Here is a 15,216-nt window from a genome sequence, read left to right on the forward strand (position 1 = left end):
GTTTAATCCACTTCATAGAAGTGATTCAAATAATAAGCACCTTTACATACAATTCTATCAAAGTGAATAAATCCCTTTATTTGATTATTTATTTTGCATGTCTAGATACTTGATCAATTTGTCCATAACGTATAAATCATCGTTATATAAAGTTGTCAGCGTCTTGTTTAATGTAACATGATGAATCACTTTATATACTCCTGGAAATACTCGAACCAGTACATTAAAGAAACAAAGAAGCTGAAAATATTCCTCTAATAACGTTCGAATGATTTTTTTAGGGTGCTCTGTAGATGGGCGTAAAGTAAAGTGAAAATAATGGCTATAATGATGGAATGTCTCTGTGATGGAAGATAAATTGAGCTTTTCATTCAATGGCGTGTCATTTATGATCGCTATGACTACCCATGTTTGCCACAACTGCGGAGGTGTATCTATTAAATAGAGGTTTCTTAACGGAAGATGGCATATAGCGGGAAAATAATTAAGATTGATTTGATACCGTTGAACAAGAGGGAGAAGCTTTCTTTCTGTGACTGTTAAGTTTAAAAATAATTTAGAACGTTTAGTGATCGTTTGCTTTTTCCAATGTTTGAATAAACTCGTCAACTGTTCTTTTTTGAGCTTTTCGTCTTGGATTAATAAAGATGAAGGATTCAGTAATAAGGTTTGTGGTGAGGTCATTAAAGGGGGATGTGTGATTTGTAGCAACGTTTTCCGTGGTTGCAAATAATGAAATCTTGAATAAAGAACCCAGTGAGAAGCTTTTGGAACAAAGTAAATTGCGTGCGGTACCGGAGTTGGCCTAATAAGAAATGAGTCCAATTGGGATAAGGATTTTATCGATAATTTCCAATGTTCACAAGACGGTTGCAGTCCGATCCACACAGGTACGTAACCTGCGTCAACATATGTGAAATGACGTTTATAAAATAGTTCAGGTTGAATATGAGATCGTTGAATCTCAATGACGACCGGCTGGTCATTCAGCCTTACAAAGATGTCAGGCCTACGTTTCAATTCAGGTAAATACTGTTCTATTTTCGGTTTTAATTGAAATGATTTTAGCCAGTTAAAGATTGCTTGCTTCCCTTCCCCATGTTCCAATGTCTCGCCCGTTTTAGCCCACACACACGGTGAGTCAGGCTGGTGAGCGAAATGCCACGCTTGCCGATTTCCCAGTTTTAAAATCACCTTATCAGAACAAGCGGGGCAAAAAAACTGATAATGTTTTCTCATGTCGTCTAATTCATCCTTGCACGCCTTCAAGTCATACAAGGATATGGTCTCTCCATCACTTCGGTCTGCCCTGTACACGATCATCACCTCTTTTCGTCTATCATACCGAAAAGGGAACGTATGTTCAATAGTTGGTTTCATCATAACATCGGGGATAGTAGCCTCGAAGTAGATTCAATCACTTTCTGGACTAAAGGCCGCTTTTTAAAAGAGTCGTATTGGATTATCGTCGAATGCTCCATATCATAAATATAATCACTAACTAGCGTTTCCACACTTCTCGTCTGATATAAAAAGGCGTTCGCTTCAAAGTTCAAATGAAAACTTCTCATATCCATGTTCGCTGTTCCTATTGAAGCCATTTCTTGATCAACGATAATCAATTTGCTATGCATAAAGCCTCGATGATACTCATACACTTTCACTCCAGCCTCTAACAGCTCTGGAAAATACGATCTAGAAGCATAGAAAACGATCTTTTTGTCTGGTCTGTTTGGTACGAGCAGCCTGACGTCTACTCCGCTTAAGGCCGCAATTCTTAAAGCACTTAAAATATCTTCATCGGGAATAAAATAAGGAGAGGCAATCCAAATAGACCTTTTCGCTGAAGTGATCATCGTAAAGAATAGCTTCTTTAACACTTCCCATCGCGTATCCGGCCCACTTGATATCATTTGTACGCCCCCTTCCACCTGTTTCGTTGGAAGAGAGGGGGACAAATAGTGCTGTGTTAACGCCGTTTCACCTGTCGTATAATACCAGTCTCGTAAAAATATCAATTGCAAACTACGAACGGCTTCCCCTTTAACGAGGAGATGTGTGTCACGCCAATGACCAAAATATTTATTTTTCCCCATATACTCATCGCCAATATTCAGCCCACCGATAAAAGCATAGTGGGAATCGACAACGATGATTTTACGGTGGTTACGATAATTCATTTTATGAGTCACAATCGGAAATCGAACAGGAGAAAAAGGTACAGCCGTCACGCCCGCTTCATTTAGATCTTTAATATAGCTCTTACTAAGCTTCCAACAGCCCACCGCATCGTATAGAAACCTCACCTTTACACCACTACGTGCTTTATCAATGAGAATGTTTTTTATTTCCTGACCGATCTCATCATCCCTGACGATATAGTATTCCATGTGGATGTGATCTATCGCTCGTTTTAAAGCTTCTTTTATACTTGTAAACGTTTCTCTGCCATCCGTTAACACTTTTGTTTCGCTTTGAAACGACACAGGATTGTTTGCTAACTTATGAGCCAGTCTGAACAATTTCTTTTGATCGGGATTCATAGCATTCAGCTTCGATTGATCTAGCGCTTTCGTTCCTTCGATCTGGTATAGGGCTTGCTCATCCATAATGGCCTTTTCAATAAACGACTTTTTCTTGCGAAGGTTTTGACCGAATAATAAATAAAAGAAAAATCCAACGACGGGTAACGTGCCGAGGACAACGAGCCACGTCAACGTTTTGGCAGGATGGCGGTTTTCTAAAAAGATCACTACAGCAACGAAAAAAGCAGATAGGGAGACAATAATACTAAATCCGCCTACAATCCAACTTTCCCATAAATCACTAGATAGAAATAATAAAGCGCTAACTATGATTAAAAACAACAGGACTTGAAGTCTCTTTAACATATGTAGTTCTCCTCACCACAATTTCAATGAATATCCTTTTATCCTTATCTTACTTGAATGAATAGGTAAAAAAAAGAAAAACCGATTCTAGGATCGGTTTTTCTAACGAGCGAAATTTTCTCTCATCACTTGAAGGGCATTGTTTTCTTGAATGGTTTTGCCGTACTCACGGATTCGATGAATCGTGACATCAGACTCATAACCAAACTCAAGCATACGACTTAGCATATTATCTTGTTCTTCGTCTGTGTAAGATTCGTCCAGCGTAACAAAAACATAGTACACATTCTCAAAATGATACAAACTTGTATCAATGTCCTCTGTAAAGCTATGACTGAGAGAAATAAGTTCCTCAAAGTCTCTAAATCCGATGACAACACTAAGAGATTGATCTTTCACTAGCTCGTTGTCTTGATCTTGGACAAATTGCTGATCTAACATGTCAACAATGGATTTATCAACAGGAGATTCTTCTTTGTCATCCCCAACGGGGATTTCAAGCTTCACACTTCCGTCGTTCATCTGCCCTCTAGTAACGATCACTTCTAAACCTTTATCGAGAGCATGTACTTGCACCCATAAAGGACCGTTCATTTCAAACGTGTCTTCATCATTGACTTCATTCATCATTTCAAAGAATAATTCCTCACCACGTTCACGGTTATACCAGATTTCTTCTTTATCAAAACCCCGACGCTCAATATCGTGATACGTAATATAGAATTTAATTGTCGTTTCATTTATTCTTTCGATTTCCATTTGCTCTCACCCTTTCGAGAGATAAAATCATTTTCACTGTATTCACTATATTTATTATCTCTTTAGTAAAATCTATTCCCTTAATTGTTGCAGATCAATCATTTAAACTTAACCCTATTCTACGGGATCCGGTGCGGAAATGAAATATATTTGCTTGATTTTTTTTATAAAATAACCAATTTTCCTTTTCCTGCTCCATTTTTGTTCTGAATCACCAACTAAATGTATATAGTGTACAAGACCCTTTGTCCTAATGAAAGCGGTCCGCCTTTTCTTAAATTAGGGATATAAAAAAGCCCATTTCTTCATAACGTTTGCTTCAATTATATTTTTTTGCTCTTCCAAGGGGGATATCCTATTGAGCTCAGAACTATTGTGGACACTTCTCACAATTATCGGAATTGATATAGTATTAGGCGGTGACAATGCCATTGTAGTCGCTTTAGCTTGCAGGAATTTACCAGATCACTTAAGAAATAAAGCGATCTTTCTTGGCATCTTGTTCGCTGTCGTCGCAAGGGGAACCTTAACAGTGATTGCTGTGCAACTATTAGCTGTTCCCTATTTAATGCCGATCGGCGGATTGTTTCTCGTGTGGATTGCTTTTAGACTATTAAAAAGTTCCGAAGATCATACTTCTTTAACGACGCATACAAAAGTAAGTGAGGCAATCAAAACAATCGTGTTAGCAGATGTGGTTATGGGCTTTGATAACGTAATAGCTGTAGCAGGAGCGGCTGATGGGAACGCAACCCTTGTGTTAGCAGGGCTGATCATTTCAGTCCCTATTATCATCTGGGGTAGCAAAATTATCTTGTATTTAATGAACAAATTTCCATTGATCATTTATATAGGAGCTGCCATTTTACTTTACACAGCTGGAAAAATGATTCTCCATGAACAGGATATTGTTATGTTTTTCCAAGATCATCTCTTCCCTGTAAGTTATTTCATCCCGGCATTAATCGTTATTAGTTTAACGATCGCTTGGTTAAACAACAAAATCAAAGGATTTGAATGGGTATTCTTTCAAGTAGGTAAGAAGAAATAAAGAAACCTTCCGTTTCGCCACGGAAGGTGTTCGTATTATTCATTCACTAATCGCTTTGTTGCTTCTTGTAGTTGGAAAGTACGTACTTTTCTTGGTAAGAAACGACGAATTTCCGCTTCGTTATACCCCACTTGAATACGCTTCTCATCTAAAATAATCGGTCTTCTTAATAATCCTGGATGATCACTGATCAATTGAAAAAGCTTTTGAAGAGGCATTGCATCCAATTCCACGTCTAACTCTTGAAATACTTTAGAACGAGTCGAAATAATTTCATCTGTTCCATCTTCGGTCATTCGAATCACTTGCTTTACTTCTTCTACGGATAGAGGGTCTGAAAAAAGGTTTCTTTCAACAAAAGGAATTTCATGTTCCTCTAACCATGCTTTTGCTTTTCGACATGACGTACAGCTCGGAGATGTAAATAATGTAACCATGACAAAATCTCTCCCTTCAAAAATTAATCGTTATCTATTCGTGTTTCATTGTTTAAACACTAACCACTTTACAATAATTATTATACTATAGATAATTTAATTTGAATAGTCTATTATGAAAAAGTTATAAAATAGTTATGCAAGTTGTACAAAACAAATGGTAACACTGAAGGTAATTCCCGTTTTCACAATAATTAAACCTTTAAATGATATTTAATCCAAAGTTTTAATAAAAATTTCATTTCACTTCTAAATCAGGGCTCTCAGGGGTCTATTCTCACTAATGTTCCGTTTCATTGATAATGGCCTCTGTTCAATTAAGAATAGGAACCTCTTTCAACGAGAACTTAACAACTTAAACACCTCAAGTAAATATATACTATGTTTACAATATCACATTTTCAATTAAAAATATATATTATCAATTAGAATTAAAGCATTCCGTTTTGTTTAGTTAATAAAGTACTACATATGTAGGAAAAGTGATAAACCCCGGATCCACGTGGTTTGTTTGTCTCTTTTCTGCTTGGTTCGGGACAAACCTCAGAATGACGTGGCTTGTTTGTCTTTCTTCCTCCGAAAAGATATAAATGAACTGCTGGAAACTTATCTACAACTCAAAAATCCATACGCTAAACCTCAAAAAAAACCAGCTCTCAATATGTTCCTCAGAGAGCTGGCTTCCATTCCGTCAGGCTGTCCATTTACATTGAGAAACGGGCTGTTTCTTGGGAATTTTATTTACTTCATCCCATTTTCGCTTTAACAAGTCTTTTAACAAAACTTTTTTCTTTGTTTTCTTTCTAGTCCTATTTCCCATACAAAACACACTCCTTTCATGTTTTGACAAGGTATAGACATATATGCAAAGCCTAGCGAAAAGCCAGACGGAAAGAAGAGTTAAGAAGTGGGTTCTTTCTTGGCCACTTCCTCATAGGTTAATACTTTTTCAACTGTGTCGTATGATTCTCCATATAACTCTTCATCTTTATACGTATGAATATTTTCATACGTGTGACACATCTTTTGATAAATGCTTTCTTCTGACTCATCTGTAGGTGACCAATAGAGAATTTCCATCTCATTTACTTTACCAGTATCAAGGGAACGTCTGCTATAGCCGATCGACTTTGCATGCTTGAACCCTTCTCTTCTGTAAAACCGCTGTCTTTTCTCAGTATCCGTATCGTCATAATCAACAGGTTCTACTTCAAGAATAATCGGTTTTTCTTTTTCCTTTAATTTATTTAGTAATTTTTTTCCTAATCCTTGACCTCTTGCTTTTTTAGAAACAAATAAATAATCAATAAATGTAAAATCTTCCATTTCAACATACATTAATACATGTAACGGACTATCGTCTTTCTTATAGACGCTCCCTTTATCTTTCAAGAGAAGTTCCATATGTTCTTTAGATTTCATTTCTTCCACAGGAAAATATTGGCTTAACTTCTCATACCAATTCATAGTAGTGACCTCCATTTAAATTCATCTGTTCAACATCTTCTATACCCTATTTTTGTATCTTTAAATCTACGTTTCACCTATTCTTACCTATATTATACGCTTTTTTTTAATTTTCATAAAGTTGATTTTCAACGGTTCTGAGTAAACAACCTTCGATTACACTCTGGAATTACATGAATTCACAGACAAGGTTAATCTTCCTCTTCATTTCTTCCAAAATGAAAAAAATTCACCGCATCATTTCTGACGCGGTGACTGTCACTTTATTCGTTATCTAATTCTAAATCCAACATGTAGTCTACATCTTCTGTATAACGGTTACCGGCATTCCATAACAAAAACTCATGGATGTCGTTGTCATATAGCGCTTGAATTTGTGCTTCCACTTCCTCTTTACCGTAGTTCAAATAGTTTCCTGAACCTAAGTAAGAAGCTGTGAAGTCTTGAAGCCACGGTCTTGAAACTGGCGGATCATCCAAAGCACCTAACACTTCATTTTCTACCTTTGAATACTCATCTACCAATTCATAAGGGTATAGGTCCGGCTTATCTAAACCGAAATAAGGTGTCCAATGACTTGGATAAATCATCGATGAGATGACATCTACGTTTTCAGAGATTTGCGAGAAATTCTGTCCAATGCCTGGCGCTTCTGAGATTGTTGCGGCATAACCAAATATGTCTACGGAAACATCCACATCATATGGCTCTAATCTTTCTCTAGCATGCGCAACAAACTCAGTCACGGCCGTCACTCGACGTTGCACATTCTCTTCAGGATTATCAGTAAAATCGCCGCCATCATATTCTAAAATATCATCCCTGTTTTCAAATCCTTCAGGGAAACGAACATAGTCAAACTGAATTTCTTGAAAACCCATTTCTGCTGCTTTGATGGCGATGTCAATATTATAGTCCCACACTTCTTCCAAGAATGGATTCACAAACGCTTCGCCTCTTCGGTTCTTCCATACCTCACCATTTTCTAAAAATGATAATTCAGGTTGATTTTCCGCTAATAATGTATCTTTAAAAACAACGATACGTGCAATTGGATAAATTTCATTTTCTTCAAGTGTTCGCATCATTTCTTCAGGATCACCAATCATACTTTGCGAAATATCATAGTAAGGATCGTCTTCATCAGGCCTGTATGTTAAGTAGCCATCATCATCTTTAATATCAATAACCATCGAATTTAACGCCGTTGTATCCAATAAATCCAACAAATCATTGAATCTGGATCCCCCAGCAGAATGTCCTGTAACAAATACTCCTCTTACTGCATCTGGATACTCAAAGGTGTAGCCAGAATCAAAGCGATAACGAGCCACTCTCTCAGGCCATTCCCGTTCTTCAAGTACGGTTTGCTTTTCAGAATGAAAAGCAACCTGTTTCGCCTCATTTTCTCCATGAACTTGACCGGGCGCTAGCCATACCGTTAATGCGGCTGCCATAATACCTACACTATAAAAACTTTTTTTCCCCATTTACCTTCCCTGCCTTTTATCAATATAAAATTCTTAACGAACTAATAACAATATGACTGCTATCATGACAAATTATGTATGACTACATTTTAAAATTACTCGAATGTAACTTTATTAAATTCGTCTAACTGCTATTAAATATCTCTACTTGATAAATTATACATTGAATTGTCCTCATTACCAATGGATTTTTTTGAGGAATCTTCATTTGTTTTTATTTTCAACAATTTTTCATTAGCGTTCCATTAATTTAAAAGCATTGAAAAAGAAGAACGTAGTGCTGCCTCACATTCTTCCAACGCCATTTAAATATGCATAAGCTTTATCCGGTTTATAGAATAAAATGAGAACCTCCCCTTTTCTTAAAATCAAGTTTACTTTTCCACATCTGAACCTGGTTCTACATCATCTCCCATGATACCCGCATTATTTTAACTTATAATTTAAAAATCGGGTGTACAGCCGTTACTGTGCTCACCTTTATTAATACACTATAAGTAAATTAGACAAGAAAGGGTGAGACTTCTTGACCTCTCAGAAAATTAGACAAAATCATCTGGGGGTTTTGATATCAAATAGAGCTTGGAGAGCCATTACTAAAGGGAAGGCGCATTACAGATTAAAACAATTAGCAGAAGCTAATAAAGCAATCAATCTCAATCTCTTTTTCTTCTCCATTAAGCAAATTGATATAAAAACTCAATCAATTATTGGTTATTACTATGATTTCACAGATGAATCATGGAAAGTCAACTTATTCCCCTACCCCGATGTTCTGTATCGTCGTGGTGGTCCATCTAAAAAGTTTCGCAATGATTATCACATCTTTCTGAGCCAATGTGAGAAAAGACAGACATTTTTTCTAAACCCAACCACTTTGGGAAACTGGGAAATTTATAATTATTTCAACAGTGTTTCACGATTAAAACCGTTTTTATTAGAAACTTTTTTGTACAAAGAGCCTAGAGATTTGGAATATATGCTGGATAAGTATAAGACAGTTTACCTTAAAGGAGTAACGGGACGAAAAGGTCAACAGGTTGTAAGAGTAGAAACACACTTTGACAACAAATATGCCTGCAAGTATTTCGATCATAATAATAACAGTGTTCATAACAGCTATTATGAGTCAGTTGAGGAGATGGTCCCTTTTCTGAATCATTTTTATTACGGAAAAAAATTTATGGTTCAAGAAGCTATTGACTTAATAAAGTTAAATGACAGGCGACTTGATTTAAGAGCAGAGCTTCAAAGAAATGCAGAAGGAAATATTGAAATAAGTGGCATATGCGCCAGAATGAGTATTAAAAATTCGCCTATTACCATTCATTCTGAAGCCTTCCCTTTACCTAAGCTTTTTGAATTGCTTAACCTGCCTTCCATTACGAAAGAAGGACTAACTGAAGGAATCAGAGACTTCCTCATAACGGTCTATGAAGAAACAGAAAAAAAATATGGGAAATTTGCAGAAATAGGTATAGATTTTGCTTTAACTCGGAACTTACAAATTAAATTTATAGAATGTAACTCCCAGAGTGCAAAGGTTTCACTTATTAAAGCGTACGGTGAGAAAACGTTAAATCATGTACTGGTGAACATCCTGTCTTACGCCAAGTACCTGCTTGATGAGAATTATGAAGAATTCTCTTCTTCCATTCAAACCAATTCAAGCGATTCAGTGAATTCAGAAAGACGCTCTGAAGAAGAATCCAAAGATTTAATAAAGCCAACGAAATCGTCTGAAGAACAGATAATGTCATTAGAAAAAACATCTGATACCACAATTCAATTCGCTGAAAAAAATAACGTTAACTCAGGAACACTTCCTGCCGAAAAACTGAGTAAAAATAAAAAAGAGTCACCCTCTAAGCAAAAACGAGTGAAGAAGAAAAAACCAACTTCCTCAGATAAACAAGGAATATTAATTAATTCCGTTCCAACGAACAATTTGTCTAAATCAGCTCTACTCAAACATGTTGCTGCAGAAAGAAAGAAAGCTGATGGCAAAACGAAACCTAAAGAGAGAATTCAACTAAATGAGCCTTTGAAAATGGATGAAGATAAGCAGAATATTTGGGAGTTTGCAAACGATGATTCTTTTTATTATTGGAACAAGTTCTCCAGATGGTTCAAATTGTCTTCGGACTTCGAAAAGAGAGGGTGATTAGGATTGAGACTATGGGGCAGAAATAAATATCACATGTATTTAGCATTGAAGAAAAACAAAAATTTACTACCATATTTGCCTGTAACCAAAATGTGGCATAAATACCACTTGAGACGAATGCTACTTAAATATAAATCTGTTGTCATTAAACCAAACAATGGAAAACAAGGAGACAGTATTTATTTCGTCAAAGACGCTGCATCAGGATATGAAATCACAATTGACAATAATAACTATTCATTCCGCACTATACAAGGGGTCCAAAATTTTCTTGAGTGCCAGTTCGGTGAGAGAGAATTTATTATTCAGCAAGAGATTGAACTGTCAGAAATAGATGATAGACGATTTGATTTCAGAGTAATTGTTCAGCGGAAATCAGTAAATAAACCTTGGACTATAACCGGAATTCTTGCAAGAAAAGGAGAAATAGGCTACAAGATCACTAACCGGAGGCGCCATGGAACTGCTATTCCTTTTGAGGAAGCGTTAAAACATTCTGATATTGCACATGGTATAAAGGAGAATATGGAAAAAGAAATTAAAGATTTGGCTTTGGAGGCCTCCAAAACATTAGGGCGTTCATTTCCTGACCAAAAAATATTTGGAGTCGATATTGGGGTGCAAAAACAAGGGAAAATGTTCATTTTTGAACTAAACCGCTGGCCGCTTTTAGGTGGATTTAAGAGCCTTGAAGATAAAAGCCAATATAATAAAATCATGGCTTATAAAGGAAAAAAGGCTAACTAAATTCATTTGTTTGTACGGATATTAATACTTCAGTCTAGATTTTTGAAACTTTAAAGAGAATGGAAGAAAGGTAAATAACCGCAGAAAATTCGAACATACTTGGAGATTTTTCAAACAATATTTGTGTCGTCAAAACATATAGGTTCCTGTGGGAACACTGTGAGTCTATATGTTTTGACGACATTTACTTATTTTTTGTTTAAACTACCCCCCACTTACCACTCTTACTTGGCGGCTCGAACCATGTTTGACCATTCTTGTGGGACTCAAGTGGTAACCAAATCATTTCCCCGTTACCGATTATGCTTACCAAGTTAAGAATCGAGTCCATGAGCAATACCAAAAAAATTCACCTGAGATTTGCACATTTTTGTGTAAGCGCCCATAAGATACCGTGGAGGTGAATATATAATGAGTATGCCTATTGTACCGAAACAACCGCACAGACCTGATCTGGATAAAGTAATTATTGATTTGCTGGAGTCTATTGCCCTTGAGGAAGTAGCTTTATCGCATCTACTTAATGCAGAAGCTGAAAAAATCCAATCTTTTTTATGTAAATTTCATGAAGATCACAAAGCAGACTACGTTAAATTAATTTCTTTTAACAATTCTGTAAACAGTACATTGAGTTCAATCGTCATGAAGGAATTTCTTTTGCTGAGGAAGTTGGAGACAACGCTGCAGATTACAGATGAAAAGGTATGTAAGAAAAAAGATCATAAAGATAAACCACATAGGAAAAAATGTCCGCCTCTTTGTCCGCCGGGCTGCAAGTGTGACGAATGTAAACAGGCTTAATGTGATGATTATGCCACCTGATCAGCATCTTTGTGAATCGAAAACGTTTATCCTGAAGGCAATTGATCAATTGGAATCATCTGTTATCCAGTATTTCCGGCTTTCGGAAAAAATGATTGAAGCTTCATATGTGATTCATTCTGACCAGGATCAAGACTATGAAACCAGTCTTTTTAAAACGGCTTGCTGTTTAAGATCTTTTTTCAGTTATTTAATTGAACTTCAAGAAATTCTTATGAAGAAAAAAACTGTAATACTGTACACTATTTCAAGAGAGGATATTCTTCAACAGCCTCAATTCAGTGTTTTTCATCAGAATAGTATACAGCATCAGGAAGCTGTAAAAGCCTGTCTGGAAAGCAACATTAAATCAATTATTACTCATTATGCTTGGTTTAAAGACATTTATATAATGAAAGAGCAGCTCGAAGAATTTCTTCACTATTATAAACTAAAGAAAAACATGCTTAACGTTTATTTTGAAGAAGAGATGTATCCTGAACCATCACCGCCATTATTAAATATAGCCAAGGGATCATATAAAAGGAGAACAGACACACAGAGATGATGCTTTGCCGCAGACAGAGCATGAAAAGGAAACAGGAACCTTTTCATGCTTTACGGCGGTCTTTTAAATCATTTTCGGTTTATCTGATGTGGGCTCTTCAGACCTCATCATGATCCTTTTCGTCAATTAGTTCAATCACATCTTCTAGCTTGAACTGTAGGAGCATTTCTTTTTTAATAACATTTCTTAGCATTCTTTCAACACTGCTGTTAGCTTCCATAAGGTCGTCAAACGTACTGTCTCCGTCATTAATCACCTTTTGAAGCTTTTCACCTTCAGCGTTCATAATATGCGCTAAGGACAATTCTTCAAGTGCAATAGATGTTAATAAAAGATTGATAGCATCCTTACGATCAATATTAATATGCGGAGAAAAATCAGGTATTTCAGGCATTCCCATCGAGTAAAATCCCCTTTCAAAAATAGAGTCAATTATAACATATGGCTCTGGAAGTATTTTGCATAGGCGAATATCCCGTATTCTGAAATTTTGGCCTGACCCGCTTATTCATCGATTATTTCGTAACCATTTGGTTTAGTGGAGGTGTATTAGGATGGTAAATGCTGAATCTGGAAATCATGCCCCTCTTATAGGTGTGCTCATATCAGCTGCACAATCACATAATTTGTTAAAACAAAGACCTCATCGCAGGTTACTGGCATTGGCAAAAGCGAATCTAACGGCTGAAACTTGTCTTTATTTTTTCTCTTTGAAACATATTGACATTAACAAAAGAGTCATCTATGGCATAATCTATGACCATGACACGAATAAATGGGAAGTCAACCTGTATCCTTACCCTTCTGTTCTTTATAAACGGAGCGATGATACTAAGTATAAATCAAAAAAATATGAAGCCTTCAAACACCAGCTTAATGAGCTTGAAGTCCGTTATATCAATTATCAGTCTGGTTTTAGTAAATGGGAGCTATATAATCAATTAATAAAATGCCAAGCCTTACGACAATACCTGCCCGAAACAAGGCTACTGAGTTCTATTGACGATCTTAAAGTAATGCTGGAAAATCATGATGTATTATACGTAAAAGCTTCTAGAGGAAGACGGGGAGAGAATATAATCAGAATTGCTAAACAACCAAATGGCGCATTTAAATACAGTTATTTTAAGGACCGTGTACACGTTCGTACAGCAAGGTGCGTTAATAGCATGTATAACTATTTAACACGATTTTTCGGTCTAAAAGAGATTATTATTCAACAAGCTATTGATTTATTAAAAATGAATGGATCGTTTTATGATCTCCGGGCAGAGATTCAAAGAGACGGGAATGGTAAGCTTACGATTGTCGGAGTGCCTGTCCGACTCGCACGTAAAAATTCGCCCATCACTACCCATGCTGACAGCTATACCTTTGATTACTTTTTTAATACTTATATGAATTTATCTTCTGAAGAGACAAACGTTTTGAAAAACAAGGTGATCTCCTTTGTGAGAGATGTATATGAATGTGTTGAAAAAAACTATGGGCCGACTGGGGAGCTAGGTATTGACTTTGCCTTGGACCATCAATGGCGCCTGTGGTATATCGAAACTAATTCCCAGTCAGCTAAAGTGTCTTTAATGAAAGCCTATGATAAACAAACGATTAAACAAGCCTTTTTAAACCCGTTGGAATACGGTAAATATCTGCATAACCAAACATGATGTCACTTGTTCCTATCTCAGCGACTTTATTGAGGTGCTATTAGAGCAGGAACATTTAAATGATTTGCTTATCCAGTCGCTTTTGATAATACCATTTCGCATGTTCAAAAAGGACCCTGTAATGACGACTGTCAATTCTACTTCTGTAAGGCCTAAAATTAGCTTCTATTAACCATATTTTTTCATGCTGATCCACTGCCACATCTAGACCTAAGTCGACGAGTTGAGGGTATGTTGCTTCCAAAGCCTCAGCAATTTCTATACACGTTTTTTTAATTTGCTTTTTTGTTTGATCATCGATCAGCTTTTTTAAATTAAATTTAAGGACTCCTCCTTGATCACGGTTTGACACACTTTTACATTTATCTGCCATTCTGCAGTACATTCCTGTTATTTGCCATTTGCCGGATTTGTTTTTTTGGGTAAATACTCTAAAATCAAATTTATTCCCTTTGTACGTCTTGCTGTCGATTGCTTCTTGAACGATAAATTTACTAGAGGAAGCAAACTGAGAATTAAAATAGTTCCGCAGTTTTCCTTTTGATATTTCCACAACTGTTTCCTTTGCATGATTAACATGTGACATTGAATAGCCCTCATTTAATTCCTGTAAAACGTAAATGTTCTTTCCTTTTGAACTTCGTTTTGGTTTAATGTAAAGTTTTCCGTAACGATCTAACATAGTCATCATTTTTGAAAAAGACAAAGTGGCTGTTTCCGGCAGTAAAACTTTCAAATCCTTCACAGACTCTAAATTGTTATAAATACCGAACTTTCCCCTAGCTTTATTGGTCATAATATTAAAAAATACAGTGTCATGCTTCTCAGTAAAATAGTCTATTTTCTTTATGCTTTCCTGTTTTTTTAAATATGAATACCCGCGATAGAGGTTTACCTTAGGAACTGGAATTTTCCTCTGACTTCTTTCGCCCGTCTTAAAGTTATAAACGATAGCTTTTACTGTTTGGTCTTGCATAGATAAACGGTCTACACTGTAAAAACAAACATCTATATTATGTTGCTTTGATAGTTCCTCATAAAACGTTATGATTAAACTTGGCTCAGCTTTTTTTGTTTGATTTATAATGCTTGGTGACAAAATAATTCCGATCATCAGTAACTCCCCCCTTCTTTTTTAATCATTTTGTAATGTAGCTGGTGCACTAAAGAC

General features: G+C 36.2%; 15 protein-coding genes. 6 read left to right on the top strand and 9 right to left on the bottom strand.

Features of this window, described 5'->3' with window-relative positions:
• Positions 1-84: 84 nt before the first annotated feature.
• The 3 genes from CR194_RS10045 to mecA form a co-directional block, all read right to left on the bottom strand.
• Positions 85-1,380, bottom strand: coding sequence for a competence protein CoiA (locus CR194_RS10045; protein ID WP_233254308.1), 1,296 nt, complete (start codon positions 1,378-1,380; stop codon positions 85-87).
• Positions 1,380-2,891, bottom strand: coding sequence for a cardiolipin synthase (gene cls, locus CR194_RS10050; protein ID WP_110609529.1), 1,512 nt, complete (start codon positions 2,889-2,891; stop codon positions 1,380-1,382). The genes CR194_RS10045 and cls overlap by 1 nt, the downstream gene beginning before the upstream one ends.
• A gap of 102 nt (positions 2,892-2,993) precedes the next feature.
• A complete protein-coding gene (gene mecA / locus CR194_RS10055) occupies positions 2,994-3,650 on the bottom strand; it encodes an adaptor protein MecA (protein WP_110609530.1) in 657 nt (218 codons plus the stop codon).
• A gap of 358 nt (positions 3,651-4,008) precedes the next feature.
• Here mecA and CR194_RS10060 point away from each other — a divergent pair, with 358 nt between their 5' ends.
• Positions 4,009-4,701, top strand: coding sequence for a TerC family protein (locus CR194_RS10060; protein ID WP_110609531.1), 693 nt, complete (start codon positions 4,009-4,011; stop codon positions 4,699-4,701).
• A gap of 35 nt (positions 4,702-4,736) precedes the next feature.
• Here CR194_RS10060 and spxA read toward each other — a convergent pair whose 3' ends face one another.
• The 4 genes from spxA to CR194_RS10075 form a co-directional block, all read right to left on the bottom strand.
• Positions 4,737-5,138, bottom strand: coding sequence for a transcriptional regulator SpxA (gene spxA, locus CR194_RS10065; RefSeq protein WP_110609532.1), 402 nt, complete (start codon positions 5,136-5,138; stop codon positions 4,737-4,739).
• A gap of 691 nt (positions 5,139-5,829) precedes the next feature.
• On the bottom strand, positions 5,830-5,958 hold the full coding sequence (locus tag CR194_RS20710; protein WP_269845710.1) for a hypothetical protein: 129 nt from the start codon (positions 5,956-5,958) through the stop codon (positions 5,830-5,832).
• Positions 5,959-6,038: 80 nt separating this feature from the next.
• The gene (locus CR194_RS10070) at positions 6,039-6,605 is read right to left on the bottom strand and encodes a GNAT family N-acetyltransferase (RefSeq protein ID WP_110609533.1); all 567 of its coding nucleotides are present in this window, start codon (positions 6,603-6,605) and stop codon (positions 6,039-6,041) included.
• Positions 6,606-6,868: 263 nt separating this feature from the next.
• Positions 6,869-8,095, bottom strand: coding sequence for a putative glycoside hydrolase (locus CR194_RS10075; protein ID WP_110609534.1), 1,227 nt, complete (start codon positions 8,093-8,095; stop codon positions 6,869-6,871).
• A gap of 526 nt (positions 8,096-8,621) precedes the next feature.
• On the opposite strand from CR194_RS10075, the gene CR194_RS10080 reads away from it, so the two are divergent.
• From CR194_RS10080 to CR194_RS10095, 4 genes are all read left to right on the top strand, one after another.
• Positions 8,622-10,259 (top strand): YheC/YheD family endospore coat-associated protein, encoded by a 1,638-nt coding sequence (locus CR194_RS10080; RefSeq protein WP_110609535.1) that lies wholly within the window; start codon positions 8,622-8,624, stop codon positions 10,257-10,259.
• Between the two features lie 36 nt (positions 10,260-10,295).
• On the top strand, positions 10,296-11,009 hold the full coding sequence (locus tag CR194_RS10085; protein ID WP_146035931.1) for a YheC/YheD family protein: 714 nt from the start codon (positions 10,296-10,298) through the stop codon (positions 11,007-11,009).
• Between the two features lie 411 nt (positions 11,010-11,420).
• Positions 11,421-11,810, top strand: a complete 390-nt coding sequence (locus tag CR194_RS10090; RefSeq protein WP_199228159.1) for a hypothetical protein — start codon at positions 11,421-11,423, stop codon at positions 11,808-11,810.
• The gene (locus CR194_RS10095; protein WP_233254309.1) at positions 11,788-12,378 is read left to right on the top strand and encodes a hypothetical protein; all 591 of its coding nucleotides are present in this window, start codon (positions 11,788-11,790) and stop codon (positions 12,376-12,378) included. Before CR194_RS10090 ends, CR194_RS10095 begins: the two co-directional genes overlap by 23 nt.
• 97 nt (positions 12,379-12,475) lie before the next feature.
• Here the strand turns inward: CR194_RS10095 and CR194_RS10100 are convergent, their stop codons facing one another.
• Entirely contained in the window at positions 12,476-12,778 is a 303-nt protein-coding gene (locus tag CR194_RS10100) for a hypothetical protein (RefSeq protein WP_110609538.1), read from the bottom strand.
• 154 nt (positions 12,779-12,932) lie between these two features.
• On the opposite strand from CR194_RS10100, the gene CR194_RS10105 reads away from it, so the two are divergent.
• Positions 12,933-14,045: a YheC/YheD family endospore coat-associated protein gene (locus tag CR194_RS10105; protein WP_110609539.1), complete on the top strand. Its 1,113-nt coding sequence runs from the start codon at positions 12,933-12,935 to the stop codon at positions 14,043-14,045.
• 55 nt (positions 14,046-14,100) lie between these two features.
• On the opposite strand, the gene CR194_RS10110 is transcribed toward CR194_RS10105, so the two are convergent.
• Positions 14,101-15,159 (bottom strand): YheC/YheD family protein, encoded by a 1,059-nt coding sequence (locus CR194_RS10110; protein WP_110609540.1) that lies wholly within the window; start codon positions 15,157-15,159, stop codon positions 14,101-14,103.
• Positions 15,160-15,216: the final 57 nt, after the last annotated feature.

Origin of the sequence: Salipaludibacillus keqinensis, from assembly GCF_003226325.1 — a bacterium.
Taxonomy (GTDB): Bacteria; Bacillota; Bacilli; order Bacillales; family Salisediminibacteriaceae; genus Salipaludibacillus; species Salipaludibacillus keqinensis.

Excerpts from the sequence above, each read along its gene's own strand:
- CR194_RS10045 (WP_233254308.1), bottom strand. The coding sequence starts at position 1,380 with ATGAAACCAACTATTGAACATACGTTCCCTTTTCGGTATGATAGACGA.
- cls (WP_110609529.1), bottom strand. The coding sequence starts at position 2,891 with ATGTTAAAGAGACTTCAAGTCCTGTTGTTTTTAATCATAGTTAGCGCT.
- mecA (WP_110609530.1), bottom strand. The coding sequence starts at position 3,650 with ATGGAAATCGAAAGAATAAATGAAACGACAATTAAATTCTATATTACG.
- spxA (WP_110609532.1), bottom strand. The coding sequence starts at position 5,138 with ATGGTTACATTATTTACATCTCCGAGCTGTACGTCATGTCGAAAAGCA.
- CR194_RS20710 (WP_269845710.1), bottom strand. The coding sequence starts at position 5,958 with ATGGGAAATAGGACTAGAAAGAAAACAAAGAAAAAAGTTTTGTTAAAA.
- CR194_RS10070 (WP_110609533.1), bottom strand. The coding sequence starts at position 6,605 with ATGAATTGGTATGAGAAGTTAAGCCAATATTTTCCTGTGGAAGAAATG.
- CR194_RS10075 (WP_110609534.1), bottom strand. The coding sequence starts at position 8,095 with ATGGGGAAAAAAAGTTTTTATAGTGTAGGTATTATGGCAGCCGCATTA.
- CR194_RS10085 (WP_146035931.1), top strand. The coding sequence starts at position 10,296 with ATGTATTTAGCATTGAAGAAAAACAAAAATTTACTACCATATTTGCCT.
- CR194_RS10090 (WP_199228159.1), top strand. The coding sequence starts at position 11,421 with ATGAGTATGCCTATTGTACCGAAACAACCGCACAGACCTGATCTGGAT.
- CR194_RS10100 (WP_110609538.1), bottom strand. The coding sequence starts at position 12,778 with ATGGGAATGCCTGAAATACCTGATTTTTCTCCGCATATTAATATTGAT.
- CR194_RS10105 (WP_110609539.1), top strand. The coding sequence starts at position 12,933 with ATGGTAAATGCTGAATCTGGAAATCATGCCCCTCTTATAGGTGTGCTC.
- CR194_RS10110 (WP_110609540.1), bottom strand. The coding sequence starts at position 15,159 with ATGATCGGAATTATTTTGTCACCAAGCATTATAAATCAAACAAAAAAA.